24 protein-coding genes are annotated in these 26,055 nt (G+C 73.2%); 16 read left to right on the top strand and 8 right to left on the bottom strand.

From position 1 onward, the window contains the following. Positions 1 to 15: 15 nt before the first annotated feature. Complete coding sequence (locus ACVGV0_RS22300) at positions 16 to 1,035, bottom strand: threonine aldolase family protein (protein WP_459157638.1); 1,020 nt, start codon at positions 1,033 to 1,035, stop codon at positions 16 to 18. 186 nt (positions 1,036 to 1,221) lie between these two features. Here ACVGV0_RS22300 and ACVGV0_RS22295 point away from each other — a divergent pair, with 186 nt between their 5' ends. The 4 genes from ACVGV0_RS22295 (at position 1,222) to ACVGV0_RS22280 (ending at position 3,490) form a co-directional block, all read left to right on the top strand. Beyond that, positions 1,222 to 1,737, top strand: a complete 516-nt coding sequence (locus ACVGV0_RS22295) for a SigE family RNA polymerase sigma factor (RefSeq protein ID WP_459157637.1) — start codon at positions 1,222 to 1,224, stop codon at positions 1,735 to 1,737. Positions 1,738 to 1,750: 13 nt separating this feature from the next. Then, positions 1,751 to 2,422 carry a hypothetical protein gene (locus ACVGV0_RS22290; RefSeq protein WP_459157636.1) on the top strand — a complete coding sequence of 224 codons (672 nt, stop codon included), beginning with the start codon at positions 1,751 to 1,753 and terminating at the stop codon, positions 2,420 to 2,422. A 156-nt stretch (positions 2,423 to 2,578) separates the two neighbouring features. After that, on the top strand, positions 2,579 to 2,902 hold the full coding sequence (locus tag ACVGV0_RS22285; protein WP_459157635.1) for a DMT family transporter: 324 nt from the start codon (positions 2,579 to 2,581) through the stop codon (positions 2,900 to 2,902). A 9-nt stretch (positions 2,903 to 2,911) separates the two neighbouring features. Next, positions 2,912 to 3,490 (top strand): TetR/AcrR family transcriptional regulator, encoded by a 579-nt coding sequence (locus ACVGV0_RS22280; RefSeq protein WP_459157634.1) that lies wholly within the window; start codon positions 2,912 to 2,914, stop codon positions 3,488 to 3,490. A gap of 122 nt (positions 3,491 to 3,612) precedes the next feature. Here the strand turns inward: ACVGV0_RS22280 and ACVGV0_RS22275 are convergent, their stop codons facing one another. Further along, the gene (locus tag ACVGV0_RS22275) at positions 3,613 to 3,876 is read right to left on the bottom strand and encodes a hypothetical protein (RefSeq protein ID WP_459157633.1); all 264 of its coding nucleotides are present in this window, start codon (positions 3,874 to 3,876) and stop codon (positions 3,613 to 3,615) included. Positions 3,877 to 4,421: 545 nt separating this feature from the next. On the opposite strand from ACVGV0_RS22275, the gene purB reads away from it, so the two are divergent. Further along, on the top strand, positions 4,422 to 5,855 hold the full coding sequence (gene purB / locus ACVGV0_RS22270) for an adenylosuccinate lyase (protein WP_459157632.1): 1,434 nt from the start codon (positions 4,422 to 4,424) through the stop codon (positions 5,853 to 5,855). A 129-nt stretch (positions 5,856 to 5,984) separates the two neighbouring features. Here purB and ACVGV0_RS22265 read toward each other — a convergent pair whose 3' ends face one another. Next, positions 5,985 to 6,635 carry a TenA family protein gene (locus ACVGV0_RS22265; RefSeq protein WP_459157631.1) on the bottom strand — a complete coding sequence of 217 codons (651 nt, stop codon included), beginning with the start codon at positions 6,633 to 6,635 and terminating at the stop codon, positions 5,985 to 5,987. 137 nt (positions 6,636 to 6,772) lie between these two features. Here ACVGV0_RS22265 and ACVGV0_RS22260 point away from each other — a divergent pair, with 137 nt between their 5' ends. Then, positions 6,773 to 7,663, top strand: a complete 891-nt coding sequence (locus tag ACVGV0_RS22260; RefSeq protein WP_459157630.1) for a phosphoribosylaminoimidazolesuccinocarboxamide synthase — start codon at positions 6,773 to 6,775, stop codon at positions 7,661 to 7,663. A 20-nt stretch (positions 7,664 to 7,683) separates the two neighbouring features. Here the strand turns inward: ACVGV0_RS22260 and ACVGV0_RS22255 are convergent, their stop codons facing one another. Next, entirely contained in the window at positions 7,684 to 8,337 is a 654-nt protein-coding gene (locus tag ACVGV0_RS22255) for an MBL fold metallo-hydrolase (protein WP_459157629.1), read from the bottom strand. Between the two features lie 555 nt (positions 8,338 to 8,892). Between ACVGV0_RS22255 and purS the strand changes: the two genes are divergently transcribed. Genes purS through purL form a run of 3 tightly spaced genes read left to right on the top strand, consistent with a single transcriptional unit; the run spans position 8,893 to position 12,091 of the window. Further along, entirely contained in the window at positions 8,893 to 9,132 is a 240-nt protein-coding gene (purS, locus tag ACVGV0_RS22250; protein ID WP_459157628.1) for a phosphoribosylformylglycinamidine synthase subunit PurS, read from the top strand. Then, positions 9,126 to 9,803 (top strand): phosphoribosylformylglycinamidine synthase subunit PurQ, encoded by a 678-nt coding sequence (purQ, locus tag ACVGV0_RS22245; RefSeq protein WP_459160105.1) that lies wholly within the window; start codon positions 9,126 to 9,128, stop codon positions 9,801 to 9,803. The genes purS and purQ overlap by 7 nt, the downstream gene beginning before the upstream one ends. Further along, positions 9,800 to 12,091 (top strand): phosphoribosylformylglycinamidine synthase subunit PurL, encoded by a 2,292-nt coding sequence (gene purL, locus ACVGV0_RS22240; RefSeq protein WP_459157627.1) that lies wholly within the window; start codon positions 9,800 to 9,802, stop codon positions 12,089 to 12,091. The genes purQ and purL overlap by 4 nt, the downstream gene beginning before the upstream one ends. A gap of 271 nt (positions 12,092 to 12,362) precedes the next feature. Here the strand turns inward: purL and ACVGV0_RS22235 are convergent, their stop codons facing one another. After that, entirely contained in the window at positions 12,363 to 13,223 is an 861-nt protein-coding gene (locus ACVGV0_RS22235; protein ID WP_459157626.1) for a lysozyme, read from the bottom strand. Between the two features lie 400 nt (positions 13,224 to 13,623). On the opposite strand from ACVGV0_RS22235, the gene ACVGV0_RS22230 reads away from it, so the two are divergent. Then, on the top strand, positions 13,624 to 15,912 hold the full coding sequence (locus tag ACVGV0_RS22230) for a putative bifunctional diguanylate cyclase/phosphodiesterase (RefSeq protein ID WP_459157625.1): 2,289 nt from the start codon (positions 13,624 to 13,626) through the stop codon (positions 15,910 to 15,912). On the opposite strand, the gene ACVGV0_RS22225 is transcribed toward ACVGV0_RS22230, so the two are convergent. Next, a complete protein-coding gene (locus ACVGV0_RS22225; RefSeq protein ID WP_459157624.1) occupies positions 15,909 to 17,816 on the bottom strand; it encodes a glycoside hydrolase family 15 protein in 1,908 nt (635 codons plus the stop codon). The two genes, ACVGV0_RS22230 and ACVGV0_RS22225, sit on opposite strands and share 4 nt — an antisense overlap. Before the next feature lie 62 nt (positions 17,817 to 17,878). After that, a complete protein-coding gene (locus tag ACVGV0_RS22220; protein ID WP_459157623.1) occupies positions 17,879 to 18,442 on the bottom strand; it encodes a type VII secretion system-associated protein in 564 nt (187 codons plus the stop codon). Positions 18,443 to 18,647: 205 nt separating this feature from the next. On the opposite strand from ACVGV0_RS22220, the gene ACVGV0_RS22215 reads away from it, so the two are divergent. The 6 genes from ACVGV0_RS22215 (at position 18,648) to purM (ending at position 25,272) form a co-directional block, all read left to right on the top strand. Beyond that, positions 18,648 to 19,085: a PRC-barrel domain-containing protein gene (locus ACVGV0_RS22215; RefSeq protein WP_459157622.1), complete on the top strand. Its 438-nt coding sequence runs from the start codon at positions 18,648 to 18,650 to the stop codon at positions 19,083 to 19,085. 398 nt (positions 19,086 to 19,483) lie between these two features. Beyond that, a complete protein-coding gene (locus ACVGV0_RS22210; RefSeq protein ID WP_459157621.1) occupies positions 19,484 to 20,656 on the top strand; it encodes a S8 family peptidase in 1,173 nt (390 codons plus the stop codon). A gap of 270 nt (positions 20,657 to 20,926) precedes the next feature. Next, on the top strand, positions 20,927 to 21,781 hold the full coding sequence (locus ACVGV0_RS22205; RefSeq protein ID WP_459157620.1) for a DNA-binding response regulator: 855 nt from the start codon (positions 20,927 to 20,929) through the stop codon (positions 21,779 to 21,781). Between the two features lie 101 nt (positions 21,782 to 21,882). Then, positions 21,883 to 22,290, top strand: a complete 408-nt coding sequence (locus ACVGV0_RS22200; protein ID WP_459157619.1) for a sterol carrier family protein — start codon at positions 21,883 to 21,885, stop codon at positions 22,288 to 22,290. 176 nt (positions 22,291 to 22,466) lie between these two features. Beyond that, positions 22,467 to 24,053: an amidophosphoribosyltransferase gene (purF, locus tag ACVGV0_RS22195; RefSeq protein ID WP_459157618.1), complete on the top strand. Its 1,587-nt coding sequence runs from the start codon at positions 22,467 to 22,469 to the stop codon at positions 24,051 to 24,053. Positions 24,054 to 24,159: 106 nt separating this feature from the next. Next, complete coding sequence (gene purM, locus ACVGV0_RS22190; protein WP_459157617.1) at positions 24,160 to 25,272, top strand: phosphoribosylformylglycinamidine cyclo-ligase; 1,113 nt, start codon at positions 24,160 to 24,162, stop codon at positions 25,270 to 25,272. Positions 25,273 to 25,397: 125 nt separating this feature from the next. Here purM and ACVGV0_RS22185 read toward each other — a convergent pair whose 3' ends face one another. Continuing rightward, positions 25,398 to 26,030, bottom strand: coding sequence for a DUF305 domain-containing protein (locus ACVGV0_RS22185; RefSeq protein WP_459157616.1), 633 nt, complete (start codon positions 26,028 to 26,030; stop codon positions 25,398 to 25,400). Between the last annotated feature and the right edge of the window lie 25 nt (positions 26,031 to 26,055).

Below are 26,055 nucleotides of genomic sequence, written 5' to 3'. Positions count from 1 at the left end.
CTCCTCCCCGGGTGGTCAACCCTGCTCGCGCTTGATGCGCAGCAGCGCCTCGTCGATGTCGGCGGTGCTGACGTCGCGGTGGGTGATGAAGCAGAGGTCGCGCCCCGCCGGCGCCGCGAGCACCCCGGCCCGGGTGAGGCGCTGCAGCGTGCGCGGCGGATCGGGCACGGCGGCGAGCACGATGTTCGTCTGCGGCGGGGTCACCTCCCACCCGAGTTCGCGCAGGCCGGCGGCGAGGCGGTCGGCGTTGTCGTGGTCGGTGGCCAGATCGCCGCGGCGCTCGAGCGCGACCAGCCCGGCCGCGGCGAGCACCCCGCTCTGCCGCAGGCCGCCGCCGAGCATCGTGCGCATCCTGCGGGCCTCGGCGGTGAACTCCGCGCTGCCCGCGAGGACCGCTCCGGCCGGGGCGCCGAGCCCCTTGTTCAGCCCCACCTGCACCGTGTCCACCCCGACGGCGAGCGCGGCCGGCGGCAGGCCGAGCGCCACGGCGGCGTGCCACAGGCGCGACCCGTCCAGGTGCACCCGCAGACCGCTGTTCCGCGCGGTGGCGGTGAGGCGCGCGTGCTCGTGCGGGGGCACGAGCGCACCGCCCGCCCCGGCGTGCGTGTCCTCCAGGCACAGCAGCCGGGTGCGCAGCGTGTCGTCCGCGGTTGCGGTGAGGTGGGAGCGCACCGCCTGCGCGCTCGGGCGGCCGGGTCCCGCGTCCCAGTCGAGGGGTTCGGGCATGCCGCCGGCGAGCCAGGCGGCGGTGCCGCGCTCGTGGCTGAGCACGTGCGCCGCGCGCGGCGCGAGGAACCGGTCGCCGCGGCTGAGCTGCAGCGACAGCGCGATCAGGTTGCCCATGGTGCCGCTGGGCACCCACAGCGCCGCGGCGGTGCCGAGCAGCTGCGCGACGCGTTCTTCGAGCACGCGCATCGTCGGGTCGTGATCAAGCACGTCGTCGCCGACCTCGGCGCGCGCCATCGCCGCGGACAACCGTTCGTCGGGGCGCGTGACCGCGTCGGAGCGCAGGTCGATCGGTATCGGCTTGGTCACGAAGTGATCACATCACATCACGGGTGGGGCGGGGCAACGGGAGGGGCGGAGTTTCCCCCCGGGTTCACGCGGATGTCGCCGCGGCCGCCGCGAGTCGGGTTGGATCGGCTCGCGGAGTCCGTGCAACCGTGGAGCCCGCACGTTCCGTCCGGTGGACGGCAGGTACTCACGAGCGGAGAGGCCCGCGTGAACCAGCGCGATGAGCAGGAGTTCGCGGAGTACTTCGCGGCTCGGCTGGAGGCGGTGCGTCGGATGGCGTACATGATGTGCGGTGACTGGCACCGCGCGGACGATCTCGCCCAGACGGCGTTCATCGCGTTGCACCGGCACTGGCGCAAGGTCCGGGACAGGGGCGCGCTGGACGCGTACGTGCGGCGCACGCTCACCCGCGCGCTCATCGACGAGAAGCGCCGCCCGTGGCGGCGGGAGCGGTCCGCGGAGTCGCTGCCGGACCGGGAGAGCGGCGCGTCGAACGTGGCCGAGTCGGTGGCGGACCGGCAGCTGCTGCTGCGCGGGTTGCAGGAGGTGCCGCCGCGTCAGCGGGCCGTGCTGGTGCTGCGCTTCCTGGAGGGCCTGGACGTCGCCGAGGTCGCGGCGGCGCTCGGGTGCAGCGAGGGCACGGTGAAGAGCCAGTGCGCCCGCGGGTTGCGCACGCTCCGCGACGTGCTCGGGGATCAACTACCGGACCTGCGGTCGGTGTGAGGAGTGCGTCCCAGTGGATGAGCGCAGACTCGAGGAGCTGTTCCGGAGCGCGGTGCCGCCCGCCCCGGAGGCGTCGTTCGACCGGGACGACGTGCTGCGCGGTTCCCGCCGCATCACCGCGCGTCGCCGCGTCGCCGCCGGCGGGGCCGCGGTGGCGGTGGCGGTGGCGGTGCTCGGCGGTGCCGGCGCGGCCTGGTTCGCCCCGCAGCCGTCCGGGCCGACGATCGCCGGGGACTCCCGACCACCGGCCGAGCGGGACGCTCCGCCTCCGCCGCAGGAGCCGTCCGAACCGGGGGTGCTGGCCGAACCGCGGACCGGTGGCGCGGAGTGCGGTGCTCCGGACGCGGGTCTGGCCGCCGCTGTGCGGGCGCGGCTGCCGCAGGCGGGCGAGGCGCGTCCGGTGCCCCGGCAGTCCTGCCCGGACGGGGCGGTGACGGCGGCTCTGCCGGTGCACCGGGGCGAGCAGGCGGGCACGGTCGCGGTCGTCGTGGCCGCAGCGGACGCGCTGCCGGGGGAGCAGTCGGAACCCGGGGACTCCCGTCTTCCCGGAGGGGGGGTCCAGTCCGTGCGGCAGGCCGGCGAGGGGCGCGTCGTGGTCGTGACGAGCACCGCGGACAGCGGTGGGCCCGCGCCGTACGCGGCGCGGGTGCCCGGGATCGCCGGGGAGCTGGCCGGGGAGTACTGAGAGCCCGTTTCGACCTCGCGGAGGTCCTCCCTCCCGTCGTCGGTGGTGGAACGCGTCACCAAGAATGGTACGTCCGTACCAGAATGCGCTAGCGTCCACGGTGTGGACGCGGTGCACCGCCGGTGCGCTGCGCGGGAACGACCGAGGGAGGACGGAATGCTCGCGTGGATCGTGTTGATGGTCTCCGGGGTCTTCGAAGCCGGCTGGGCGGTGTCGCTGAAGCTGTCCCACGGGTTCAGCCGCCTGCTGCCCACCGCCTCGTTCCTCGTGCTCGCCGCGATCAGCTTCGCCGGGCTCGCCTACGCCATGCGGTACCTCCCCGCCGGACCGGCCTACGCGGTGTGGACGGGGATCGGTGCCGCGCTCACGGCCCTGATCGGCATGCTGTTCCTGGGCGACGGTTTCTCCGTGCTGAAGACCGTGTCGATCGCGCTGATCGTCGCCGGGGTGATCGGGCTGAACCTGACGGGAGCGCACTGAGGAGTACCGATGTCGAACACGTCGAAGGGCCAGCGGCGGCGGCAGCAGCTCGTCACCGCGGCCGCGGAACTGCTCGCCGAGGGCGGGTTCGAGGCCGTGCGGCACCGCGCGGTCGCGGAGCGCTCCGGACTGCCGCTGGCCTCCACCACCTACTACTTCTCCTCGCTGGACGACCTCGTCGCGGCGGCCGTGGAGCACGAGATGCGGGGGGAGCTCGACGCCGGGCGCGCGCGGCTCGACGAACTCGCCCGCGGGCGGCTCGGCACCGACGAGGTGGTCGAGCTGGTCCTCGACCTGCTGCTCGGGGCCCGCTCGCGCGAGGGCGGTGCGCAGCCCGTGCTGCTGCGCTACGAGCGGTTCGTCGGAACACCGCGGCGCCCGCACCTCGCACCGCTGATGCGCAGGCTCAACGCCGAAACGCACGAGCTGCTCGGCGAGGTCCTCGCGCGCAGCGGCTGCGCCGTGCCCGCCGCGGAGCGCTCGGAGCTCATCGCCCTCGTCGACGGCACGGTCGTCAACGCGTTCATCGACAGCGATCCCGACCCGCGGGCGGCCGCGGCCCGCGTGCTGCGCGCCCGCCTCGGGTAGGGACTGCTTTCACAGCGGTGTGCCGAGGTGGCCGCTCGGCGGGACCTCCTGCACGCCCAGCTGCCCCGACCGCCCGCCGGACAGCGGACATCGAGCAGCCACGCGGGGGCGCAGCCGCAGCTTCAGAAGTCCCAGGTGACGTGGCGGTGCGCCGCGCCGTCGGCCCGCTCGGTGCAGTCGGTGCACCACTCGGTGACGTGCGCGCTGCGCGGCACGCGCCCGCTCGGCGTCGGCTGGGGGATCTTCACCGCCGTTCCGCACATCGCGGTGACCGTCTGACCCGCGTACACGGCTCCCGGGCGCGTCGTCACGGCGTGGCGGCGGTCCGCCCCCACCCCGACGATCCAGAAGACGTCCTCCTGCTCGGCGAACACGTCGGTGATCATCCGCCCCTCGGTTTCCAGCAGCGCCGCTCGACGCGGCGACGTCGTTGTCCGGACCTGCGAAAACACTATTTCCCGTGATCCCGTTCGTCCATGCTCGGGACGAAAACGGCGGGGGAATTGATCCCTTTCAGCGATCTTCGGCGCCGGATGTGCGGATGCACGCAGCAGGTGCACGTGCCGGATGCACGTGCGCTGGGCAGGGGCCCCTCGCGGTGGCCTCCGCGCCCGGCGGGGTGCTCGGGTCCGAGCGGGCCCGCTGCCGCGCTGGGTCCCGGGGGAGCGCTGCCGTGCCGGGTCCCGGGGGAGCGCTGCCGCGCCGGGTCCCGGGGGAGCGCTGCCGCCTCGGGGAGAGGCGTCGCGGGCGCCCGCGGCGTGCGCGAGCCCCGCGGCGAGGCCCGTCGGGTGCGCCCGACCGGGCCGCGGTCCCGCCGGGCGCGGGTACCGTGCGCGGGCGCGCCCCGGCACCCGCGCCTGCCGGGGCGCGCCCGCGCACGGCGGCCGGGGCGCGCCCGCGCACGGCGGCCGGGGCAGTATCCTGCCGGAACGTGACGGTCAAGCCGAACATCCCGAACGTCCTCGCCCACCGGTACGCCTCGCCGGAGCAGGCGGAGCTGTGGTCCCCGCGCACCAAGATCGTGCTGGAGCGCAAGCTGTGGCTCGCCGTGCTCCGCGCCCAGGCCGACCTCGGCGTGGACGTGCCGGAGGACGCCCTGGCCGACTACGAGCGGGTGATCGACGACGTCGACGAGGAGTCGATCGCCGAGCGCGAGCGGCGCACGCGCCACGACGTCAAGGCCCGCATCGAGGAGTTCAACGCGCTCGCCGGGCACGAGCAGATCCACAAGGGCATGACCTCGCGGGATCTCACCGAGAACGTCGAGCAGCTGCAGGTGCGCCGCGGCCTCGAGATCATCCGCGACCGGGTGGTGGCCGTGCTCGCCCGCCTCGGCCGCCTGGCCGCCGAGCACGGCGAGCTCGTCATGGCCGGCCGCTCGCACAACGTCGCCGCGCAGGCCACCACCCTGGGCAAGCGCTTCGCCACCGCCGCCGACGAGCTGCTGGTGTCGTTCCGGCGGTTGGAGGACCTGCTCGCGCACTACCCGCTGCGGGGCATCAAGGGGCCGGTCGGCACGGGCCAGGACGAGCTGGACCTGCTGGGCGGCGACACCGGCAGCCTCACCGAGCTGGAACGGCGCGTGGCCGGGCACCTCGGGTTCGGGCGCACGCTGACCAGCGTCGGCCAGGTCTACCCGCGCTCGCTGGACTTCGAGGTGCTCAGCGCGCTGGTGCAGCTGGCCGCCGCCCCGTCGAACGTGGCCACCACGATCCGGCTGATGGCGGGCAACGAGCTGGTCACCGAGGGCTTCCAGCCCGGTCAGGTCGGCTCCAGCGCCATGCCGCACAAGATGAACACGCGCTCCTGCGAACGCGTCAACGGCCTGGCCGTGGTGCTGCGCGGGTACCTGTCCATGTCCGGCGAGCTGGCCGGCGACCAGTGGAACGAGGGCGACGTGTCCTGTTCGGTGGTCCGCCGCGTCGCCCTGCCGGACGCGTTCTTCGCGCTCGACGGGCTGCTGGAGACGTTCCTGACGGTGCTCGACGAGTTCGGCGTGTTCCCGGCCGTGGTCAACCGCGAGCTCGACCGCTACCTGCCGTTCCTGGCGACGACGAAGGTGCTCATGGCCGCCGTGCGGGCCGGCGTGGGCCGCGAGACCGCGCACGAGGCGATCAAGGAGAACGCGGTCCAGGTGGCGCTGGACATGCGGGAGCAGGGCATCGAGCGCAACGACCTGCTCGACCGGTTCGCCGCCGACGAGCGGCTCCCGCTGGGCAAGGAGCAGCTCGACGAGCTGCTGTCGAACCCGCTCGAGTTCACCGGGGCGGCGGTGGAGCAGGTGCGCACCGTCGTCGGCGAGATCGAGCAGGTCACCGCGCGGTACCCCGAGGCGGCCGCCTACAACCCCGCAGAGATCCTGTGAACGGAGTTGCTGGTCGGTGGATTGCGCGGCCGCAGAGGGCGGGGGCAGCACCTTCGGGGACCGTCCTCGCCCGGAAAGCGCTGAGAACCCGCGGCCGGACCACCAGCTCATCCGGGGTCGCACCACGGTTCATTCCCAGTGGGCGTCGAAGAAGTCCTTCTCGCACCGGGTCGCCCGCTGGAACAACCGCAGGCAGTGGGCCCGGTCCCGTTCGTCCAGCTCCGCTGCGACCCGGTCGAGCTCGGCGCGCAGCCACTCGACCCACTGGCGGAACTCCGGGTTGTTGTGCAGCGCGATCCACTCGGCGGAGACGAAGTCCTCCGGCAGCTCCTCCGGGGCGCGCCGGGCCCACTCCAGGTAGCTCCACTCGGCCACGGTGAGCACGGTCAGCACCTCGGCGTAGCTGCCGCGCTCGTTCGTGTCGGCCATGAGCTCGCGGAACGCGGTGGTCGCCGCGTCGAGCTCCGGGCGGGTGCGGTCGCCGGCGGGGACGTCGAGCGCGTCGAAGGCCCGTTCGAAGTAGGTGTTCTCCGTGCTGGTCACGGTGGCGATGGCGCGGGCGATCACCAGCCGCGAGGAGTAGCCGTCGGCCCTGGCCAGCGCCGCGCCGAGCAGGGCGACGAAGTCGTCGACGAACTGGTAGTCCTGCACGAGGTAGCTCCGCATCGCCGCGGGCGGGACCTCCCCGGCGAAGAGGGCCTCGGTGAACGGGTGGTGGGTCACCGCGCTCCAGTCGGGTTCGCTGCGCTCGGCCATCCAGGTGCTGAGGGACTCCGTCACGCGTGCCTCCCTGCTCTCGTGCGCCGCCTGCTCTCGTGTGCCGCCCGGGTGCTCCCCGCCGGGGTCTTCCCACACTGCCACGGCAGCGGCGCCGCCCACCGCACTCGCCCGTTCGGAGGTGGGGGAAAATCCGCGGTGTGGTTGCACTCGCCGATTATCCCCAGATCGCGGCCGGCAAGGTCCGCCAGCTGCACGCCGTGGACGACGACCACCTGCTGCTGGTGGCCTCCGACCGGATTTCCGCCTACGACCACGTGCTGGACACGCCGATCCCGGACAAGGGGCGCGTGCTCACGGCGATGAGCGTGTTCTGGTTCAACCTGCTCGCGGACCTGGTGCCGACGCACTTCGCCGCGGCCGACGACGAACGGATCCCGGACGAGGTGCGCGGGCGGGCGCTGCTGGTGCGGCGGTTGGACATGCTGCCGGTGGAGTGCATCGCGCGCGGCTACATCACCGGTTCCGGCATGGCCGAGTACCGCAGCAGCGGGCAGGTGTGCGGGATCGTCCTGCCGGACGGGCTGCGGGAGTCGGAGGAGCTGCCGGAGCCGATCTTCACGCCCACGACGAAGGCCGAGCTGGGCGGGCACGACGAGCACATGGGCATGGAGCAGGTCGCGGCCCGCCTCGGCGAGGACGTGGCCGAGCGGTTGCGCGCCACCACGCTGGACGTGTACCGGCGGGCTGCGGAGCACGCGGCCAGCCGGGGCGTGCTGCTGGCCGACACGAAGCTGGAGTTCGGTCTGGACGCGGCGGGACGGCTCGTGCTCGGCGACGAGGTGTGCACCCCGGACTCCTCGCGGTACTGGCCCGCCGCGGACTACGAACCGGGCCGCACGCAGCCGTCGTTCGACAAGCAGTACGTGCGCGACTGGCTGACCTCGCCGGCCTCCGGGTGGGACCGCCACTCGGGCGCGGCCCCGCCGCCGCTGCCGGAGGACGTGGTGGCGGCGACGCGGCAGCGCTACGTCGAGGCCTACGAGCGGATCACCGGGCGGAGCTTCGCCGACTGGCTCGAGCCGGCGTGAGCCGGACCTCGCCGGCGTGATCAGAACTCGCTGGGCACCCCGCTCTCCAGCGGTGCGACGCGGGTGTCCTCGGGGGCGAGGCGCTCGAACATGGAGTAGTGCATCCGCGGCACGGACAGCACGGCCTCGTGGATGGGCACGGCGGTGCGCGGGTGCACCGCGCGGAGGAAGTCGACCGCTTCGGACAGCTTCAGCCACGGGGCGCCGGTGGGCAGGCCGAGCACGTCGACGGGCTGGTCGGGCACGTGGAACGCGTCGCCCGGGTGGTAGAAGGCGCCGTCGTCGAAGAGGTAGCCGATGTTGGCGATCCGCGGGATGTCCGGGTGGATCACCGCGTGGTCGCCGCCCACGACGCGCACCGCCGCGCCCGCGATGTCGAGGGAGGCGCCGGGGCCGGTGGGCTCCGGTTCCGGACCGCCTTCGGGCAGGGCTCCTTCGGCGGCGAGCTGTTCGGCCGTCTGCACGTCGGTGACGAAGCGGGCGCCGCGGTTGGCCTCGAGCAGCGCGGGCAGGCGGTCGCGGTCCACGTGGTCGGGGTGCTGGTGCGTGATCAGCACCGCGTCGAGCTCGTCCAGCCGCTCGAACCCGCGGGAGAACGTGCCCGGGTCGACCAGGACGCGCGCGGCGTCGGTCTCCACCAGCACGCACGAGTGACCGAAGTGGGTGATGCGCACTGCGCCTCCTCTGCGCTCGGGAATCGGGTGCGGGCGGCGGCCGCGGGGCGACCGTCGCCGCGGGTGGAGCCGCCGGGCGCGGCTCCTCGTCCGCCTTCGCCGCGGCCGGCGGTGCTTCCCGCGCCAGCTTCGCACGGCCACCCGCGGCGGGACAGCACTCGCCGCGGGCACGCACCACCCCGCTGCGCACCGCCCCTCCCGCCCAGCCGCAGGCGGAGCGGGAGGTCGCGGGCATCCGGGAGGGACCTCAGGGGCGCTGTCCAGCACCCCCGTCCAACGCCTCCCCGTCCAGCACCACCCCGGAAAGGAGCAATGGAGCACGAACCCCTGGTGGGCGCGGTGCTCGGCCGAACCGCGCCAGCACGGAGCGTGACAGCGCGGGCGGAGCGCGGACGGCGCGTGCGGTGGGCGCACCGGTTAGACCTGTTCAAAAGGGGTGATGCAGACCGCACTCGCGCCCCCGCGGGTCCTGCCGACCCCTCCGCTCGGTTACTCTTTGCGGGTAATGCTGACCATCCGCTGACGGCGGATCGCACAGATACCGGAGCTGCGCCCGTGGCCCGAGTCGTTGTCGACGTCATGCCGAAGCAGGAGATCCTCGACCCGCAGGGCCAGGCGGTGGCCAACGCGCTGCCGCGGCTGGGGTACGAGGGCGTGTCCGAAGTCCGGCAGGGCAAGCGTTTCGAGTTGGAGGTCGACGATTCCGTCGACGACGCCGCTCTCGAGAAGATCGCGGAGACCCTGCTGGCGAACCCGGTGATCGAGGACTGGGCCGTGCGCCGGGTGGAATCATGAGCAGCATCGGCGTCATCACCTTCCCCGGCACCCTCGACGACGGGGACGCCCGGCGCGCCGTGCGCCGGGCGGGCGCCGACCCGGTGCCGCTGTGGCACGCCGACGCCGATCTGCGCGGCGTGGACGCCGTGGTCGTTCCCGGCGGTTTCTCCTACGGCGACTACCTGCGCTGCGGCGCGATCGCCAAGTTCGCCCCGGTGATGGGCGAGGTCGCCGAGGCCGCGCGCAAGGGGATGCCGGTGCTCGGCGTCTGCAACGGCTTCCAGGTGCTCTGCGAGGCGGGGCTGCTGCCCGGCGTGCTCACCCGCAACGAGGGGTTGCACTACGTCTGCCGGGACCAGTGGCTGCGCGTGGACAACAACACCAGCACCTTCACGACCCGCTTCGAGGCGGGGGCCGAGCTGCTCGTGCCGATCAAGCACGGCGAGGGCAACTACGTGGCCGACGACGCCACCCTCGACGAGCTCGAGGGCGATGGTCGGGTGCTGTTCCGCTACGTCGGGGACAACCCGAACGGATCGCGCCGGGACATCGCGGGCATCTGCGACGCGCGGGGCCGCGTCGCCGGGATGATGCCGCACCCGGAGCACGCGATCGACCCGCTGACCGGGCCGACCGATGACGGCCTCGGTCTGTTCCTGTCCGTTCTCGACGCACTGGTGGCAGCGTGAGCAACAGCGTGACGACCGTGGACAGCGTGCGGCACGCGGAGTCCACTCCGGACGTGTCCCAGCCGTACCGCGAGCTGGGGCTCCAGGACGACGAGTACCAGCGGATCCGGGAGATCCTGGGGCGCCGGCCCACCGAGGCCGAACTGGCCATGTACTCGGTGATGTGGAGCGAGCACTGCTCCTACAAGTCCTCGAAGGTGCACCTGAAGTACTTCGGCGAGACCACGACCGAGCAGATGCGCAGCCGCATGCTGGCGGGCATCGGCGAGAACGCCGGCGTGCTCGACATCGGCGACGGCTGGGCGGTCACGTTCAAGCTGGAGAGCCACAACCACCCGTCCTACGTGGAGCCGTACCAGGGCGCGGCGACCGGTGTCGGCGGCATCGTCCGCGACATCATGGCGATGGGCGCGCGTCCCGTGGCCGTGGCCGACCCGCTGCGGTTCGGCCCGGCCGAGGCCGAGGACACCAAGCGGGTGCTGCCCGGGGTGGTGGAAGGCGTCGGCGGCTACGGCAACTGCCTCGGGTTGCCGAACATCGGCGGCGAGGTCGTCTTCGACGAGTCCTACGCGCGCAACCCGCTGGTCAACGCCATGTGCATCGGCGTGATGCAGGCCGAGGACCTGCACCTGGCGCAGGCCACGGGGGCGGGCAACAAGGTCGTCCTGTTCGGCGCGCGCACCGGCCTGGACGGCATCGGCGGCGTGTCGGTGCTGGCCTCGGAGTCCTTCGAGGGCGACGAGACCTCCGGGGGGCGCAAGAAGCTGCCGAGCGTGCAGGTCGGCGACCCGTTCACCGAGAAGGTGCTCATCGAGTGCTGCCGCGAGCTGTACCACTCGGGGCTCGTCGTGGGCATCCAGGACCTCGGCGGTGGTGGCCTGGCCTGCGCGACCTCCGAGCTCGCCTCGGCCGGGGACGGCGGGATGCGCGTCGACCTCGACGCGGTTCCGCTGCGCGCCGCGGGCATGAACGCCGCCGAGATCCTCTCCAGCGAGTCGCAGGAGCGCATGTGCGCGATCGTGGAGCCCTCCCGGGTGGAGGAGCTCCTCGAGGTCTGCCGCAAGTGGGACGTGCCGGCGACGATCATCGGCGAGGTCACCGAGGGGGAGAACCTCGAGATCCACTCCGAGGGCGAGTGCGTCGTCGACGTGCTGCCGAGCACGGTGGCCCACCAGGGCCCGGTGTACGAGCGGCCGCTGAGCCGCCCGGCTGAGCAGGACCTGATCACCGCGGACAACCCGAACACGCTGCCGCGCCCGTCCACGGGCGAGGAGCTGCGGGAGACGATCCTGCGGATGGCCGCTTCGGAGAACCTGTGCTCGCGGGAGTGGGTCACCTCGCAGTACGACCGCTACGTGCGCGGCAACACGGTGCTGGCCCAGCCCGCGGACGGCGGGATGCTGCGCGTGGACGAGGAGACCGCCCGCGGCATCACCGCGGCCACCGACTGCAACGCCCGCTACACGCGGCTCGACCCGTACGAGGGAGCCCGGCTGGCGCTGGCGGAGGCGCACCGCAACGTGGCCGTCACGGGGGCCACGCCGGTGGCGGTGACGAACTGCCTGAACTTCGGCTCCGCGGAGGACCCGGCGGTGATGTGGCAGTTCCAGCAGGCCGTGCGCGGTCTGGCGGACGGCTGCCAGGAGCTGGGCATCCCGGTGACGGGCGGCAACGTCAGCTTCTACAACCAGACCGGGTCGACGCCGATCCTGCCGACCCCGGTGGTCGGCGTGCTCGGCACGATCGACGACGTCACGCGGCGCATCCCCACCGGCATCGGTGGCGAGGGCGGCGAGACGCTGATCCTGCTCGGCGAGACCGCGGAGGAGTTCGGCGGTTCCGAGTGGGCCCGCGTGGTGCACGGCCACCTCGGCGGCACGCCGCCCGCGGTGGACCTGGCGCGGGAGCGGGAGCTGGCGGAGGTGCTCGCGGCCGGCTCGCGCGACGGCATGATCGCCGCCGCGCACGACCTGTCCGAGGGCGGCCTGGCGCAGGCGCTGGTGGAGACGGCGCTCATCGGCGAGTGCGGAGCTCGGGTGCTGCTCCCGGAGGACGCCGATCCGTTCGTGTGGCTGTTCTCCGAGTCGGCCGGTCGGGTGCTGGTGTCCGTGCCGCGCAGCGAGGAGCCCCGGTTCACCGACATGTGCACCGCGCGCGGGATGCCGTGGCAGCGGATCGGCGTCGCCGATGCCGGCTCGTCCAGCCTGGCCATCCAGGACGTGGCCGAGATTCCGCTGGAGGAGCTGCGCACCGCGTGGGAGGGCACGCTGCCGGCGCTGTTCGGCTGAGCACCGCGCCCACCAGGGGTTCGTGCTCCATTGCTCCTTCCCGGGGAGGTGCTGGGCAGGGAGGCGTTGGGCGGGGAGGTGCTGGACAGCGCGTCCCTGGCGCCCCTCCCGGATGCCCGCGACCTCCCGCTCCCGCTGCGGTGGGCGGTCGCTGAGCCCGGGGATTTCCCGCGCGGTCCCCGGCCGACCGCCCGCCGGCCGGGGCCCCGCACGCGTCTGCGCGGGCGGGGCTCCCCGGTGCTGGGTTCTCCCGGTGCCGCGCGGGCGGGGGTCACCCTCCGCCGGCCAGCCGGACCAGTTGGTCGTGGGTCCCGTTGAACTTGTTCTGGTCCAGCGGGCTGGAGGTGTACTGCCAGAACGTCCAGTACGACCACGTCCCCGGCAGTTCCCCCGGCTGGTCGTTGTAGCGCGCCACCCACAGCGGGTTGGTGTCCGAGAAGTCGCCGGACACGCAGCGGTTCCACCAGCTGGTGCTGGTGTAGATGACCGGGTGCCTGCCGGTGCGCGCGTGGTAGACGCGGTTGAAGTCGGCCACCCAGGCGCCGAGCTGCTCCGGTGTCATGCCGTAGCAGGTCTCGCCGTAGGGGTTGTACTCCAGGTCGATCACGCCGGGCAGCGTGCGCCCGTCGGCGGACCAGCCTCCCCCGTTGTCCACGAAGAACTCCGCCTGCCGGGCGCCGGTGGACACGTTCGGCAGGGCGAAGTGGTAGGCGCCGCGGATCATGCCGACGTCGGCCGCGCCGGTGTACTGCTGGGCGAAGTGGTCGCTGCGGAATCCGGTTCCTTCGGTGGCCTTGACGTAGGCGAACCGCTTCCCCTTGTCCCACCAGGACTGCCAGGACACGGATTCCTGGTGCCCGCTGACGTCCATTCCCTCCACTGTGGTCCGCGCCAGGCGCGGGGTGCTGCCTCCGGACGGGGGACCGCCCTCGTGCCGGCGGATCTGCGAACCGAGGGCGTGGCCGCGCCCCTCCGGTTCCGGTTGCCGCGGTGCGCCGGCGGCGGGGTCCGCCCCGGAGGAGGAGTTCCCCTGGGGCGAGGCCGAGGCGGCGGGGGCGAGGGTCAGGGCGAGCGCGCTGAGGACGGTGCCGAGAGTGGACACGGTGGAACGCGGGCGGCGAATGGTGTGCATGCGGTCCTCGAAGTCAGTGAACGATCGTGAATCTGCCTCAAAAGTGTGGGCAAAGAAGCGGGCATCGGGCAGTGCGCGTGCTAACTTTTGACCACATTGGTCTAATCGGAGCGGCGTTCCGGAGGATTGGCCGTCCGCGGAGCGCGCGGGGCGGGGGGTGCGCCGGAGATCGTCCCCGTGCAGCGCAACGCGCGGCGAGCGCGCGGCGCGGGCGGTGTTCCCCGGTCGGGCGAGTTGACGCGCAGCGTGATGAACAACTGCGATGGCCGGGCGACAGCTGTGTTGTCCGGGGTTGCGTCGATTACAGCGAGTGCTGTCCGTGCTCGACGCTTGGGCTGAACGGTCGTATGCTCCACACGAAGACGGCCCTGGTGACGACGAGTGGAGGGGCGCGCCACGCATGACCCGGAGAACGGCGCCCGCGGTCCACGCTTGGGAGGTGGCGACGCACGTGAGCCGGGCCGAGCGCGAGCGGTTCGCCACGAAGTGGGCTCAGGAGGTGCTCAGCACCAGCTACGTGCCCATGACCGGGTCCGAGGTCACCGAGCGGCTGCAGGCCTTCACCGACCGCCTCGTGGACGCGGTGCTCGCCGACCCGGTCGACACGCGCGCCGCCCAGGAGGTGGGTTCCGACCTCGTCGGCGCGCACTTCACCAACTCCCACTCGCTGGTCTGCACCGTGCAGCTGCTGGCCACCGAGTTCCCCGCGCTGATCGGCGCCGCGGCGGGTGGGAGCGGGGCGGACGACGCGGCCGCCGGGCCGCGGCGGGCGGTGGCCGAGCGCATCGCCGAACTGCAGGGCGCCGTCTGCTCGGGATTCCTGCAGGCCTCCCGCAAACGCACCCTCGACGAGCAGGAAGCCATCCGGCAGGCCGTGCTCGACGCGCGCGATGCCGTGGAGCAGGCGCTGCGCACCAGCGAGGCCCGCTTCCGGGCCATCTTCAGCGAGGCCGCGCTCGGCATCGGCATCGCCGACATGCGCGGCCAGCTGCTCGAGGTCAACGCTTCGCTGCGACGCATCCTCGACCGCTCCGACGACCAGCTGCGCGCGATGTCCGTGTCCGACCTGGTCCACCCGGCGGACACGCCGGACCTGTGGCACTGGTACGAGGAGCTCGTCCGGGGCGAGCGCGACCAGTACCGGGTGGAGAAGCAGTTCAACCGGCCCGACGGCGGGACCGTGTGGACCGAGATGATCGTCTCGCTCGTGCGCAGCGAGCAGGGCTACCCGCTGTACCAGGTGGTCATGATCGAGGACATCACCGAGCAGCGGGAACTGCAGGAGCGCCTGCGGCACCAGGCGATGCACGACCCGCTGACCGCGCTGCCGAACCGGGCGCTGTTCCTCGACCGGATCAACGCGGTGCTCACCGATCACGACCCCGGTGAGCGGATCGCGCTGTGCTACATGGACCTCGACGGGTTCAAGGTCATCAACGACAGCCTCGGCCACCACGTCGGCGACGAGCTGCTCATCACCGTCGGCGAACGCATCCGCGCGGCGGTGCACGGCAACAGCCCGGGGGAGGCCGACCGGGAGGGGGCCGGCGTCGAGGGGAGCGCTCCCGGGGAGGGCGGTGCTGCGGACGGCTGCTTGGTGGCGCGGATGGGCGGCGACGAGTTCGTGCTGCTCGTGCAGCGCTCCGCCGGCACCGAGCAGGCCGTCGAGTACGCCGACGCGGTGCTGGAGGCCCTGGAGGACCCCATCCGCATCGGCGGGCACGAGCTGTCGATCTCCGCGAGCATCGGCATCGTGGAGCGCCCGCTCGGCGGCCAGTCGGCCTCCGAGCTCATGCGGGACGCCGACGTGACGCTGTACTGGGCGAAGAACGACGGCAAGCGCCGCTGGGCCCTGTTCGACCCGGAGCGCAACGCCACCGAGGTGGCGCAGTTCCACCTGTCCGCGACGATGCCCGCGGCCCTGGAGAACGGCGAGTTCCGGGTGGAGTACCAACCGCTGATGGGCCTGCGGGAGACCGACGTGGTCGGGGCCGAGGCGCTCGTGCGCTGGCAGCACCCCGAACTGGGCCGGCTCGGGCCGGGCGAGTTCATCGGGCTGGCCGAGGAGACCGGGCTGATCGTCTCCCTCGGGCGCTGGGTGCTGCGGCAGGCGTGCCTGGAAGCGCAGCAGTGGTACCGCGCCTTCGGCGCCTCCGCGCCGTTCGTGAGCGTCAACCTCGCCGTGCGGCAGACGCGCGACCCCGGGCTGCTCGACGACGTGATCAGCATCCTCGAGGAGACCGGGCTCGCCCCCGCCCGGCTGCAGCTGGAGGTGACCGAGAGCGCGGTCATGAGCACCGCGGACAAGCCGCTGGAGGCGCTGCGGGCCCTGTCCGAGATGGGGGTGCGCATCGCGATCGACGACTTCGGCACCGGCTACTCGAACCTGGCCTACCTGCGGCACCTGCCGGTGCACGAGCTCAAGATCGCCGGCTCGTTCATGGAGGGCCTGCGCGATGCGGAGCGCGCCGACCCGGTGGACGCGCGGCTGGTGGGCACCCTCGTGGACCTCGCGCACACGCTCGGGCTGACCGTCACCGCCGAGGGGGTGGAGACGCACGCGCAGGCGCGCCGCGTGACCAGCATCGGCTGCGAGACGGGGCAGGGCTACTTCTTCGCCCGCCCGTGCGGTGCGCAGGACCTGCGCGAGTTCATCGCCGAGCACCGCAAGCCCGGCACCCGGCACTAGGTCCGGCCGGCGGACTCCGCTGCGCGCGTGCGGCGGTCGGACTGGCCGCGGGCGATGCCCCCGTAGAGCACCGCCGCCGAGTTCACCAGCGCCAGGTGCGTGAACGCCTGCGGGTAGTTGCCGGTGAACCGGCCGGCCTGCTCGTCGTACTCCTCGGCGTACAGGCCGAGGTCGTTGGACAGGCCGACGAGCCGGTCGAACAGCTCGGTCGCCTCCGCGCGCTCACCGATGGCGGCCAGGGCGTCGACGAGCCAGAACGAGCAGGCGAGGAACGACCCCTCCTCGGCGGCGAGCCCGTCGACCTCGTGCGAGCGGGGACCGCTCGTGTCGTAGCGGTCGACGAGCCCGTTGGACCGCTGCAGCCGCCGCTGCACGGCGCGGACGGTGCTGCGCACCCGCTCGTCCTCGCCGGGCAGGAATCCCACCGCGGGCAGGAGCAGGGTCGCCGCGTCGAGCTCGGTTCCGCCGTAGTACTGGGTGAACGCGCCGACGTCCGGGTTCCAGCCGTGTTCGAGCACCTCGGCGTGCAGCTGGTCGCGCAGCTCGCGCCAGCGCTGCACCGGACCGCTCAGCCCGTCCTCCTCGACGGCGCGCACGGCCCGGTCGAAGGCGACCCACAGCAGCACCCGCGAGTGCGTGAAGTGGCGGGCGGGGCCGCGCACCTCCCACAGGCCGCGGTCGGGCTCGCGCCAGACCTGCTCGACGTGCCGCAGGATGCCGCGCTGCAGCGCCCAGGCGGGTTCGCTCTCCTCGAGGCCGCGCTCCCGCGCGAAGTGCAGCGCGTCGAGGATCTCGCCGTAGACGTCGAGCTGGCGCTGCCGGTAGGCGTCGTTGCCGACGCGCACCGGCCCGCGCCCCTGGTAGCCGCGCAGCCAGTCGACCTGCCACTCGAGCAGGTGCCGCTCGCCGCCCACCCCGTAGGCGACCTGCAGGTCGGCGGGGTCGCCGGCGACGCTGCGCAGCAGCCACTGCCGCCACTGCCGCGCCTCCTGCTGGCAGCCGAAGTTCTCCAGCGCGAGCAGCACGAACGTGGCGTCGCGCAGCCAGCAGTAGCGGTAGTCCCAGTTGCGGTCGCCCTCGAAGGACTCGGGCAGCGAGGTGGTGGGGGCGGCGACGATGCCGCCGGTGGGGGCGTAGGTGAGCGCCTTGAGGGTGAGCAGGGAGCGGCGGACGGCCTGCCGGTGCGGACCGGTGTAGACGATGCGCTCGCTCCAGTCGCGCCAGAAGCGCACGGTGTCGCCGACGGCGGCGCGCGGCGCGGGCGGGGCGGGCAGCTGGTCCGGGTCGTCGGACCACTGCATGGTCCACGTGTACTGCTCGCCCTCGCGCACGGTGAGCGCGAGCTCGTGCGCGCGCTGCCCGGGGCGGGCGCGGGGCAGCACGTCGCCGCGGAGCACGACCGAGTGCGGACCGGCGACGGCGAGGACGTACTCGTCCGGCACGGGCTCGGTCGCGTGCACGCGGCGCACCCACGGCGTCGCGTCGGCGTAGGCGAACCGCAGCACCCACTCCATGCCGATCCCGACGGTGCCGCGCAGCCCGGTGACCGTGCGGATCACGCAGGGCGGCCCGTCCTCGCGCCCCTGCCGCGGCGGCATGCAGTCGGTGATCCTGATCGTGCCGCCGGCGGTGCGCATGTCGGTGTCGAGCACGAGCGTGTCCGCCCGGTAGGCGCGCTCGACGGCGGTGACCTCGGCGGTCGGGGCGATCCGCCAGTGCCCGTCGTCCGGGGTGCCGAGCAGGCGGCTGAAGCACGACGGGGAGTCGAACCGCGGCAGGCACAGCCAGTCGATCGACCCGTCGCGGCTGACCAGCGCCGCTGTCCGCAGGTCGCCGAGCAGGGCGTAGTGCTCGATGGGGGCCGGATCGATCGGGGCCGGGTCGCTGGGCTGATCGGATGCCATCCCCACGAGAGTAGGCGCACCCGGCAACCCGCGGCCCGCCCGTCGCCCGCGCGGCACCCGCGTCACCTGCCGGGCCCGGCCGCCTCGCGCAGCAGGCGGTGCGGGATCACCGCTTGGATCGGGTCGTCGAGGTTGAGCCCGAGGTCGCGGCCGTCGAGCAGGTCCGGCAGGGCGCGCCCGGGCACGGTGCGGGAGGCGGGCCAGGACGCCGGCACGCGGGCGGGTGAGGTGCACGCGGGCACCAGGTGCGTGCCGTCGGACATCTCCGCGGTGTAGACGGTGGTGTCGGCGGGCGAGGCCGCGTACAGCAGCACCCGGTCGCGCAGCACGGCGGCGGGCAGCGCGTCCTCGGCGGCCTGGCCGTCGGAGATGCTCAGCAGGACGCGCTCCAGTTCGGTGCTCGGCTCCAGCCGCGCCGAGGCCAGCTCCGAGGGGCGGTAGGCGTCGTTGGCGTGGAACCGCTCGTCGAGCGCGCCGTCGGGGCGGATGCGGTAGGCGCCGATCACGGCGTGCGCCGGCGGGTCGGGATCGTCCTGGTGGGCCGGGTCGACCAGGTACAGCCAGCTGTCGGGGTGCTCGCGCGCGTAGGTGCGCATGGCGTCGGTGATCGGTGGGATGTGCGGCATGCTCGCTCCGGTGGGTAACGGTTCGTGAGTCGCCCGAGCGGTGACTCGGTCGTTCGAGTGTGCCCGCGTGCCGGTCCGGTTCACCAACTGTGGTGAGTGGACGGTGCGGGGGCACCGCGCGACGAGCGGAACACACCATCTGCGGCATGCCGCGGTGCGGTGCGGCGGGCAGACTGGGGGCAGCGCGGGGCGAGGGGGAGGCAGCATGATCGGGCAGAGCGAGGCGCTGCGGCTGTACGGCTGCGAGGTGTTCGACCCCGCGGGTCACCGGATCGGCATCGTCGGTCAGCTGTTCCTGGACGACAGGACCGAGCAGCCGACCTGGATCACTGTCCAAACAGGCCTGTTCGGGACGAACGAGAGCTTCGTCCCGCTGGACGGGGCGGCCTTCGACGGGGACACGCTCACCGTCGCGGTGAGCAAGGCGGCGGTGCGGCGCGCGCCGCGGATGGACCTGTCCGCGGGTGATCTCACCCTCGCCCAGGAACGGGCGCTGTACTTGTACTACGGCCGGGCGCACGGGCTGGTGCCGCGGCAGCGCGACACCGAGCCGACGCTGGACGCGCACGTCGACAGCGATTCCGCGCGGGAGCACGTCGCGCAGGTGCGGGCGCGGTTACGCCGGCTGTCCGATGTGACCTGATCACCGCTGCGCACCGGTGATCGCGCGCCCGGGAGGGCCGGCTCGGCCCGCGCCGCCGGGTGAGGCCGTCCGTCCGCGGACCCGCCGGTGCCCCGACCCCCGGTGCCGCGGACCAGCCCGGTGCCGCGGAACGCCGGCGGGCGCGGGAATGCGCGGTGGGAACCGACGAACGGCGGAGGGGAAATCCGGCGCGGTGCGCGCATTCGGCGGTTTCATCCGATTTGGCTGCTTTTTTCCGAACGGGGATGCCTCCACTCGCCGGAAAGGGTGCTGACGATCACCGGAACGAGTGGCACAAACACGCCAATCCCGCCCGTGACCGCGATTCCCCTGGTTACGTTCCGCCTGCCAACGCAGTCGAGAACCGCCTCGCCAGGGGTGGTGCTCAAGGAGGGGACATGAGAAGGCTGCTCACGGGAGCCGGGGCCGGCGTGGCCACCGCTGCGCTCGCGCTCGCCGGCGCTCCGGCCAACGCAGCTCCTGACGGGGATCCCGCCCCGCTCAAGTTGCACCCGCAGGCGCAGAGCCAGTCCGGCGCCTCCAACGTGTTCATCGTCAACCTCAACGACGGCGTCTCCCCGCAGGGCGTGGCCGAGGAGCTCGGGGTCGACGCGCGGCACACCTACGACGAGGCGGTCAACGGCTTCTCCGCGCAGCTGAGCTCCGCGGAGCTCAACCGGGTGCGCCACAGCGACAAGGTGCAGGACGTCTCGCAGAGCTACCAGATCGAGGTGGAAGCGCCCACGGGCCAGCAGGTCGGCTCCTGGGGGCTGGACCGGATCGACCAGCCGGAGCTGCCGCTGGACGGCACCTACGCCCCCAACGGTGACGGGCAGGGCGTGACCTCCTACATCATCGACACCGGCATCGACCCCGAGCACCCCGACTTCGGCGGGCGCGCGCAGATCGGCTACGACGCGACCGGCGGCGACGGCGTGGACCGCCAGGGCCACGGCACGCACGTGGCCGGCACGATCGGCAGCGACACCTACGGCGTGGCCCAGGGCACCGAGCTCGTCGGCGTGAAGGTGCTCAACGACCAGGGCCAGGGCACCACCGAGGACATCGTCGAGGGCATGGACTGGGTGGCGCAGAACGCCAGCGGCCCGTCCGTGGCGAACATGTCGCTCGGCGGTCCCGCGGACCCGGCCCTCGACGAGGCGGCGACCTCGCTGGTGGACTCCGGCGTGTTCCTGTCCGTCGCGGCCGGCAACGAGAGCCAGGACGCCAACAACGTCTCCCCGGCCCGCGCCGAGGGCGTGTACACCACGGCGGCCTCCGACGACCAGGACAACCACGCCCAGTTCAGCAACTTCGGCTCCCCGGTGAACGGGTACGCCCCGGGTGTGGACATCGTCTCCACCGTCCCCGGCGGCGGCACCGACACGCTGAGCGGCACGTCCATGGCCAGCCCGCACGTCGCCGGCGTGGGCGCGCTGTACCTGCAGGCGAACCCGGGCGCCGCGCCCGCGGACGTGATCTCCGGCCTGGAGGGCCAGGCGGCCAGCGGCGTCATCCAGGGCGCGCCGCAGGGCACGGTCGCCGACCTGCTGCAGATCGGCGATCTGTGAGAGCACCGGAATAGAATGCGGACCCCTTTTCCGGAAGGGGTCCGCATTTTCTTGCCCGTATTCCGCCATCGCTCGTTCAGCCGAAGCGATTGATCCGTCGGGTGGCTTTCACCGAACAGCCGGGTTTCTTCCGGAGGAACCCGGTTCCGGTGGGCGGACGTGCGGATTACGTTGTTCCCGCGGTGTCCGCCGCTGGGGGGTGGCGTGGCCGCGGGGTGATCGTGCAACCGCGCTCGACGCGGTCACCGCGTCGACGAGGGGGTATGCGGGATGTCCGGAACTGAAGGACTCTCTCCCGCCGAGGGGCCGCCCCGACCCGGCGGCGCGGCGCCTCCGGCCCGGGCGGAGGCACCGGCGGTCACCGCCGGCGGGCGCGCCGGGGCTGCGGCGCTGCGGGCCGAGCCCGGTCCCGGTGCGGGGCTCGCCGAGGAGAGCGGCGACCCGCCCGCCTCGCGGGAGCCGGTGCGCAAGGCGCCCGGCAACGGTGTGATCCAGGTGGTGCAGGGGGCGAAGCGCATCGGGTGCGTGGCCTACGAGCTGCAGCTGCACGCCGCCCACCGGGTGCGGGGCGTGGCCAAACCGCCGTACTCGGCGACGGGCACGCTCGACACCCTCGAATCGCGCAAGCTCGCCGAGGGAGTGCGGTACCAGGTCCTCTACGACCGCGCGGCGCTGGCCCGGCCGCCGCAGCTGGACATCACCACGAAGCTCGTCTCCCAGGGCGAGGAGGCGCGGGTGCTGCACATGGCGCCGACGAAGCTCCTCGTCATCGACGACGAGGTCGCGCTGATGCCGCTGATGCTCAGCGAATCCACCGTGGAGAGCTCCATCGTCGTCCGCGGCTCGGCGATGCTCGCCGCGCTCGGCCGGATCTTCGACGACCTGTGGCGGTTCGCCGCGCCGTTCACCGGTGAGCAGGACCTGGGCGGTGAGATGGATCCCACCGACGAGGAGCGGTGGATCCTGTCACTGCTGGCCTCGGGGGCCACGGACGAGACGATCGGCAGGCTCATGGGTTACAGCCCGCGCACGGCGCACCGGCGGGTGCGGGACCTGATCGCCCGGCTCGGCGTGGAGACCCGGTTCCAGGCGGGCGTGCAGGCGGTCAAGCTCGGCTGGCTGTGAGGGCAGCGGGGCATGTCCACGTCTCGAGACGTGCACACACCCCCGGTGCAGGAGGGCAGGGCTCGGACGCGCCCGCGGCGCCACCTCGGTACGCTCGGGCCGTGCCCGCACGTCGCGTCGACCCCGAGGAACTCCGCGCCGCCGCCGAGTCGGTCGCGCCGTGGCTGGTGGACCCGGAGGCCGAGGTGCCGCGCTCGACCGCGGCATCGGCCGTGCGCCTGAGCCTGCGCGCGCTCGCGCAGATCGCCCCCGGCAACACCGTCGAGGTACGCGTACCCCCGTACTCCGCCGTACAGTGCATGGCAGGACCCCGGCACACGCGCGGGACCCCGCCGAACGTCGTGGAGACCGACCCCCGCACCTGGCTGCGGCTCGCCACAGGCCTGTTGAGCTGGGACGAAGCCCGCAGCCAGGGGGTGCTCACCGCGTCCGGGACGCGAGCCGACGTGTCCGGGTTCCTCCCGCTGGTGCGGGTGGAGGCCGACCGGGCGCACCCGCGCGAACGCTGAACCGAGGCGCCCGGCGAACCGGGGCGCACAACGGCACAACCGAGCACGTCCGAACCCGCACCGGTGCCGCCGGCACGAGATGAGACACCCACCACGTCTCGCCGGGGCGCACGGGCCCTGCAGGGGCTGATTACACTTCGGATGTAACTCGGGCTCCGTCCGCAAGGAGTTTTTCGGTGGTCACCGACCAGTCTGCTACGTCAGCATCGCCCGAGCCGAACCCCCAGAGCCGACACGAGCAGCCCGACGTTCCCCGCGAGGAGTGCGGCGTGTTCGGCGTGTGGGCACCCGGCGAAGAAGTAGCGAAGCTCTCTTTCTACGGTCTCTACGCCCTGCAGCACCGCGGCCAGGAAGCTGCGGGCATCGCCGTGGGCGACGACTCCCAGGTGCTCGTGTACAAGGACCTCGGCCTGGTCAGCCAGGTGTTCAACGAGCAGACGCTGTCCTCGCTCAACGGGCACGTCGGCGTGGGTCACGCGCGCTACTCCACCACCGGGGGCGCCAGCTGGGAGAACGCCCAGCCCACCTTCCGCACCACCGCAGCGGGCACCGGCCTGGCGCTGGGGCACAACGGCAACCTGGTCAACACGAGCGAGCTGCTCGACCGCGTGCGCGGCACCGACACCGAAGTCGGCAACGCCTCGGCGCCGCAGACCAGCGGCAACCGCGCCACCAGCGACACCGACCTCGTGTGCGCGCTGCTCGCGCGCAACGCCGCGGACCGGGGCCTGGAACAGGCCGCCGTGGAGCTGTTCCCCACCCTGCGCGGCGCCTTCTCCATGGTGTTCTGCGACGAGTCCACCCTCTACGCCGCGCGGGACGCGCACGGGGTGCGCCCGCTGGTGCTCGGCCGGCTGGAGCGCGGCTGGGTCGTCGCCAGCGAAACCGCCGCTCTGGACATCGTCGGCGCGTCCTTCGTCCGCGAGGTCGAGCCGGGCGAGCTGCTGGCCATCGACTCGGCCGGACTGCGCTCGCAGCGCTTCGCCAACCCCCGGCCCAAGGGCTGCGTGTTCGAGTACGTCTACCTCGCCCGCCCGGACACGAGCATCGCCGGCCGCTCGGTGCACGCGACCCGCGAGGAGATCGGGCGCCGCCTCGCCGAGGAGCACCCGGCCGAGGCCGACCTGGTCATCCCCGTGCCCGAGTCGGGGACCCCGGCCGCCGTCGGCTACGCCCGCGGATCCGGCCTGCCGTTCGGCAACGGGCTGGTGAAGAACTCCTACGTCGGCCGGACGTTCATCGAGCCCTCGCAGACGATCCGCCAGCTGGGCATCCGCCTGAAGCTCAACCCGCTGCGGGACGTGATCCGCGGCAAGCGCCTCGTCGTCGTCGACGACTCGATCGTGCGGGGCAACACCCAGCGCTCGCTGGTGCGCATGCTGCGCGAAGCCGGGGCGCTGGAAGTGCACGTGCGGATCGCCTCACCGCCGGTGAAGTGGCCCTGCTTCTACGGGATCGACTTCGCCTCCCGCGCGGAGCTCATCGCCAACGGGACGGACATGGAAGGGGTGCGCCGCTCGCTCGGGGCGGACAGCCTCGGCCACATCTCCACCGACGGGCTGGTCGCCGCCACCGAGCAGCCGGCGAACCGGCTGTGCATGGCCTGCTTCGACGGGCAGTACCCGATCCCGCTGCCGGAGGAGGCGCAGCTCGGCAAGCACCTGCTGGAGTCGATGGACGGCGCCGAGCGCGGCGTCTCCGGCGAGGCCGAGCCGACGCGGTCGAGCGGGTACGGAGCGCACGAGGCCGTTCGCCGGCCCTGACCCCGACCGGGCGGCCGTGCGCGGCGCAGCGCGGGTGTTCCCGCGGCGCCACCCGTGCTACCCGTCCGGTGAACTGCACAACACGCACCAGGATGTGGAGCTAGTCGTGTCCGAAGACCTGCTCGCTGGGTCTGCCCGATCCGAAGACTCGAACGCCACGTACGCGGCGGCCGGGGTGAACATCGAGGCCGGTGATGAAGCCGTCTCCCAGATGCGCCCCTGGGCCGAACGCGCCACGCGCCCGGAGGTGCGCGGCTCGCTCGGCGGGTTCGCCGGGCTCTTCCAGCTCAAACTCGACCGGTGGACCGAGCCCGTCCTCGCCTCGTCCACCGACGGCGTGGGAACGAAGCTCGCCGTGGCCCAGGCCATGGACGTGCACGACACGGTGGGCATCGACCTGGTCGCCATGGTGGTCGACGACCTCGTCGTCTGCGGGGCCGAGCCGCTGTTCCTGCAGGACTACATCGCCACCGGGCAGGTCGACCCGCAGCGCGTCGCGGACCTGGTCAAGGGCATCTCGGAGGGCTGCGTGCAGTCCGGATGCGCCCTGCTCGGCGGGGAGACCGCCGAGCACCCGGGGATGATGGGGCAGGGCGAGTACGACCTCTCCGCCACCGGCGTGGGCGTGGTCGAGGCCGAGGAGCTGCTCGGCCCCGAGCGGGTGCGCCCCGGCGACGTGGTCATCGGCATGGGGGCCTCCGGGCTGCACTCCAACGGCTACTCGCTGGCCCGCCACGTGCTGCTGGACACCGCGCGGATGCCGCTGGAGGGGCACGTCGAGGAGTTCGGCCGCACCCTCGGCGAGGAGCTGCTCGAACCCACCCGCATCTACACCAAGGACTGCCTCGCGCTGGCCGCGGAGGCCAACGTGCGGACCTTCGCGCACGTCACCGGCGGCGGGCTCGCCGCGAACCTCGGGCGGGTCGTGCCGGCCGGCCTCACCGCCGTCCTCGACCGCGGTGCCTGGACGCCCGAGCCGGTGTTCGGGCTCATCTCCCAGCGCGGCCGGATCGAACGCGCCGAGATGGAGGCGACGTTCAACATGGGCATCGGCATGGTCGCGGTCGTCACCGCCGAGGACGTGGACCGCGCGCTGGCGGTGCTCACCGCGCGGCACACCCCGGCCTACGTGCTCGGCGAGGTGACCAAGGAGTCGTCCGCCGAGGAGGCCGGTGCGGAGGACCGCGTGGTCCTGCGGGGTGACCACCCGCGGTTCTAGCCGGACCGCGTTCAGGGGCCCGCGGCACCCCGACCAGTCGTGCCCTCCGGCGCCGGGCCGGGTGCGGGGCGCACGTCCCCGCACCCGGCCCGCTGCGCGTGCCCGCGCGGCGGAGCCGGTGCGCCTCAGCCGGCGTCGAGCATGCCCCGCATCTCGTCGATCTCGGCGCGCTGGCCGTCGATGATGCTCCGCGCCATCTTCCTGGCGCCCGGGTGGGTGCCACCGGCCAGCTCGGCCTCGGCCATGTCCACCGCACCGCGGTGGTGCTCGATCATCATCTCCAGCCACATCCGGTCGAACGCGGTGCCGGAGGCGCGTTCCAGCTCGGCCATGTCGGCCTCGCTCATCATGCCCGCGCCGTGCCCCTCGTCGTGGGCTCCGGCGCTGCCGTCCGAGCCGCGCTCACCGCGCGGGTGCTCCTGCCCGGAGGGGTCCGCGGTGCTCTCCGACTCGCCCCACGCGGCCAGCCAGCTCTCGAGCTGGTCGATCTCCGGCTGCTGGGCCTGCCGGATCCGTTCGGCCAGGTCGGTCATGGCCGGGTCGTCCGAGCGGGCCGGGACGAGATCGGCCATCTCCACGGCCTGCTCGTGGTGCGGCACCATGCCCCGCGCGAAGGTCACGTCGGCGGGGGAGGCCGCGGACTGCTGCGCCGAGCTGCGCTCGGGGGCGGGCGGGGCCTCCGCGTTCGTGCAGGAGGCTCCGAGCAGGGCTGCCGCGGCGAGCGCGGCGATGAGCGGCAATCGGGTCCTGGAATGCATCGTGCTCCTCGATCGTGAAGTTCTC

Source organism: Salinifilum ghardaiensis (assembly GCF_054491345.1).
Note: the sequence above shows the minus strand (reverse complement) of the source record. Positions and strands in the feature narration are given on the sequence as shown.

Excerpts from the sequence above, each read along its gene's own strand:
- ACVGV0_RS22210 (WP_459157621.1), top strand. The coding sequence starts at position 19,484 with ATGAGAAGGCTGCTCACGGGAGCCGGGGCCGGCGTGGCCACCGCTGCG.
- ACVGV0_RS22280 (WP_459157634.1), top strand. The coding sequence starts at position 2,912 with ATGTCGAACACGTCGAAGGGCCAGCGGCGGCGGCAGCAGCTCGTCACC.
- ACVGV0_RS22205 (WP_459157620.1), top strand. The coding sequence starts at position 20,927 with ATGTCCGGAACTGAAGGACTCTCTCCCGCCGAGGGGCCGCCCCGACCC.
- ACVGV0_RS22225 (WP_459157624.1), bottom strand. The coding sequence starts at position 17,816 with ATGGCATCCGATCAGCCCAGCGACCCGGCCCCGATCGATCCGGCCCCC.
- ACVGV0_RS22285 (WP_459157635.1), top strand. The coding sequence starts at position 2,579 with ATGCTCGCGTGGATCGTGTTGATGGTCTCCGGGGTCTTCGAAGCCGGC.
- ACVGV0_RS22220 (WP_459157623.1), bottom strand. The coding sequence starts at position 18,442 with ATGCCGCACATCCCACCGATCACCGACGCCATGCGCACCTACGCGCGC.
- ACVGV0_RS22185 (WP_459157616.1), bottom strand. The coding sequence starts at position 26,030 with ATGCATTCCAGGACCCGATTGCCGCTCATCGCCGCGCTCGCCGCGGCA.
- ACVGV0_RS22275 (WP_459157633.1), bottom strand. The coding sequence starts at position 3,876 with ATGATCACCGACGTGTTCGCCGAGCAGGAGGACGTCTTCTGGATCGTC.
- ACVGV0_RS22235 (WP_459157626.1), bottom strand. The coding sequence starts at position 13,223 with ATGCACACCATTCGCCGCCCGCGTTCCACCGTGTCCACTCTCGGCACC.
- ACVGV0_RS22230 (WP_459157625.1), top strand. The coding sequence starts at position 13,624 with ATGACCCGGAGAACGGCGCCCGCGGTCCACGCTTGGGAGGTGGCGACG.
- ACVGV0_RS22215 (WP_459157622.1), top strand. The coding sequence starts at position 18,648 with ATGATCGGGCAGAGCGAGGCGCTGCGGCTGTACGGCTGCGAGGTGTTC.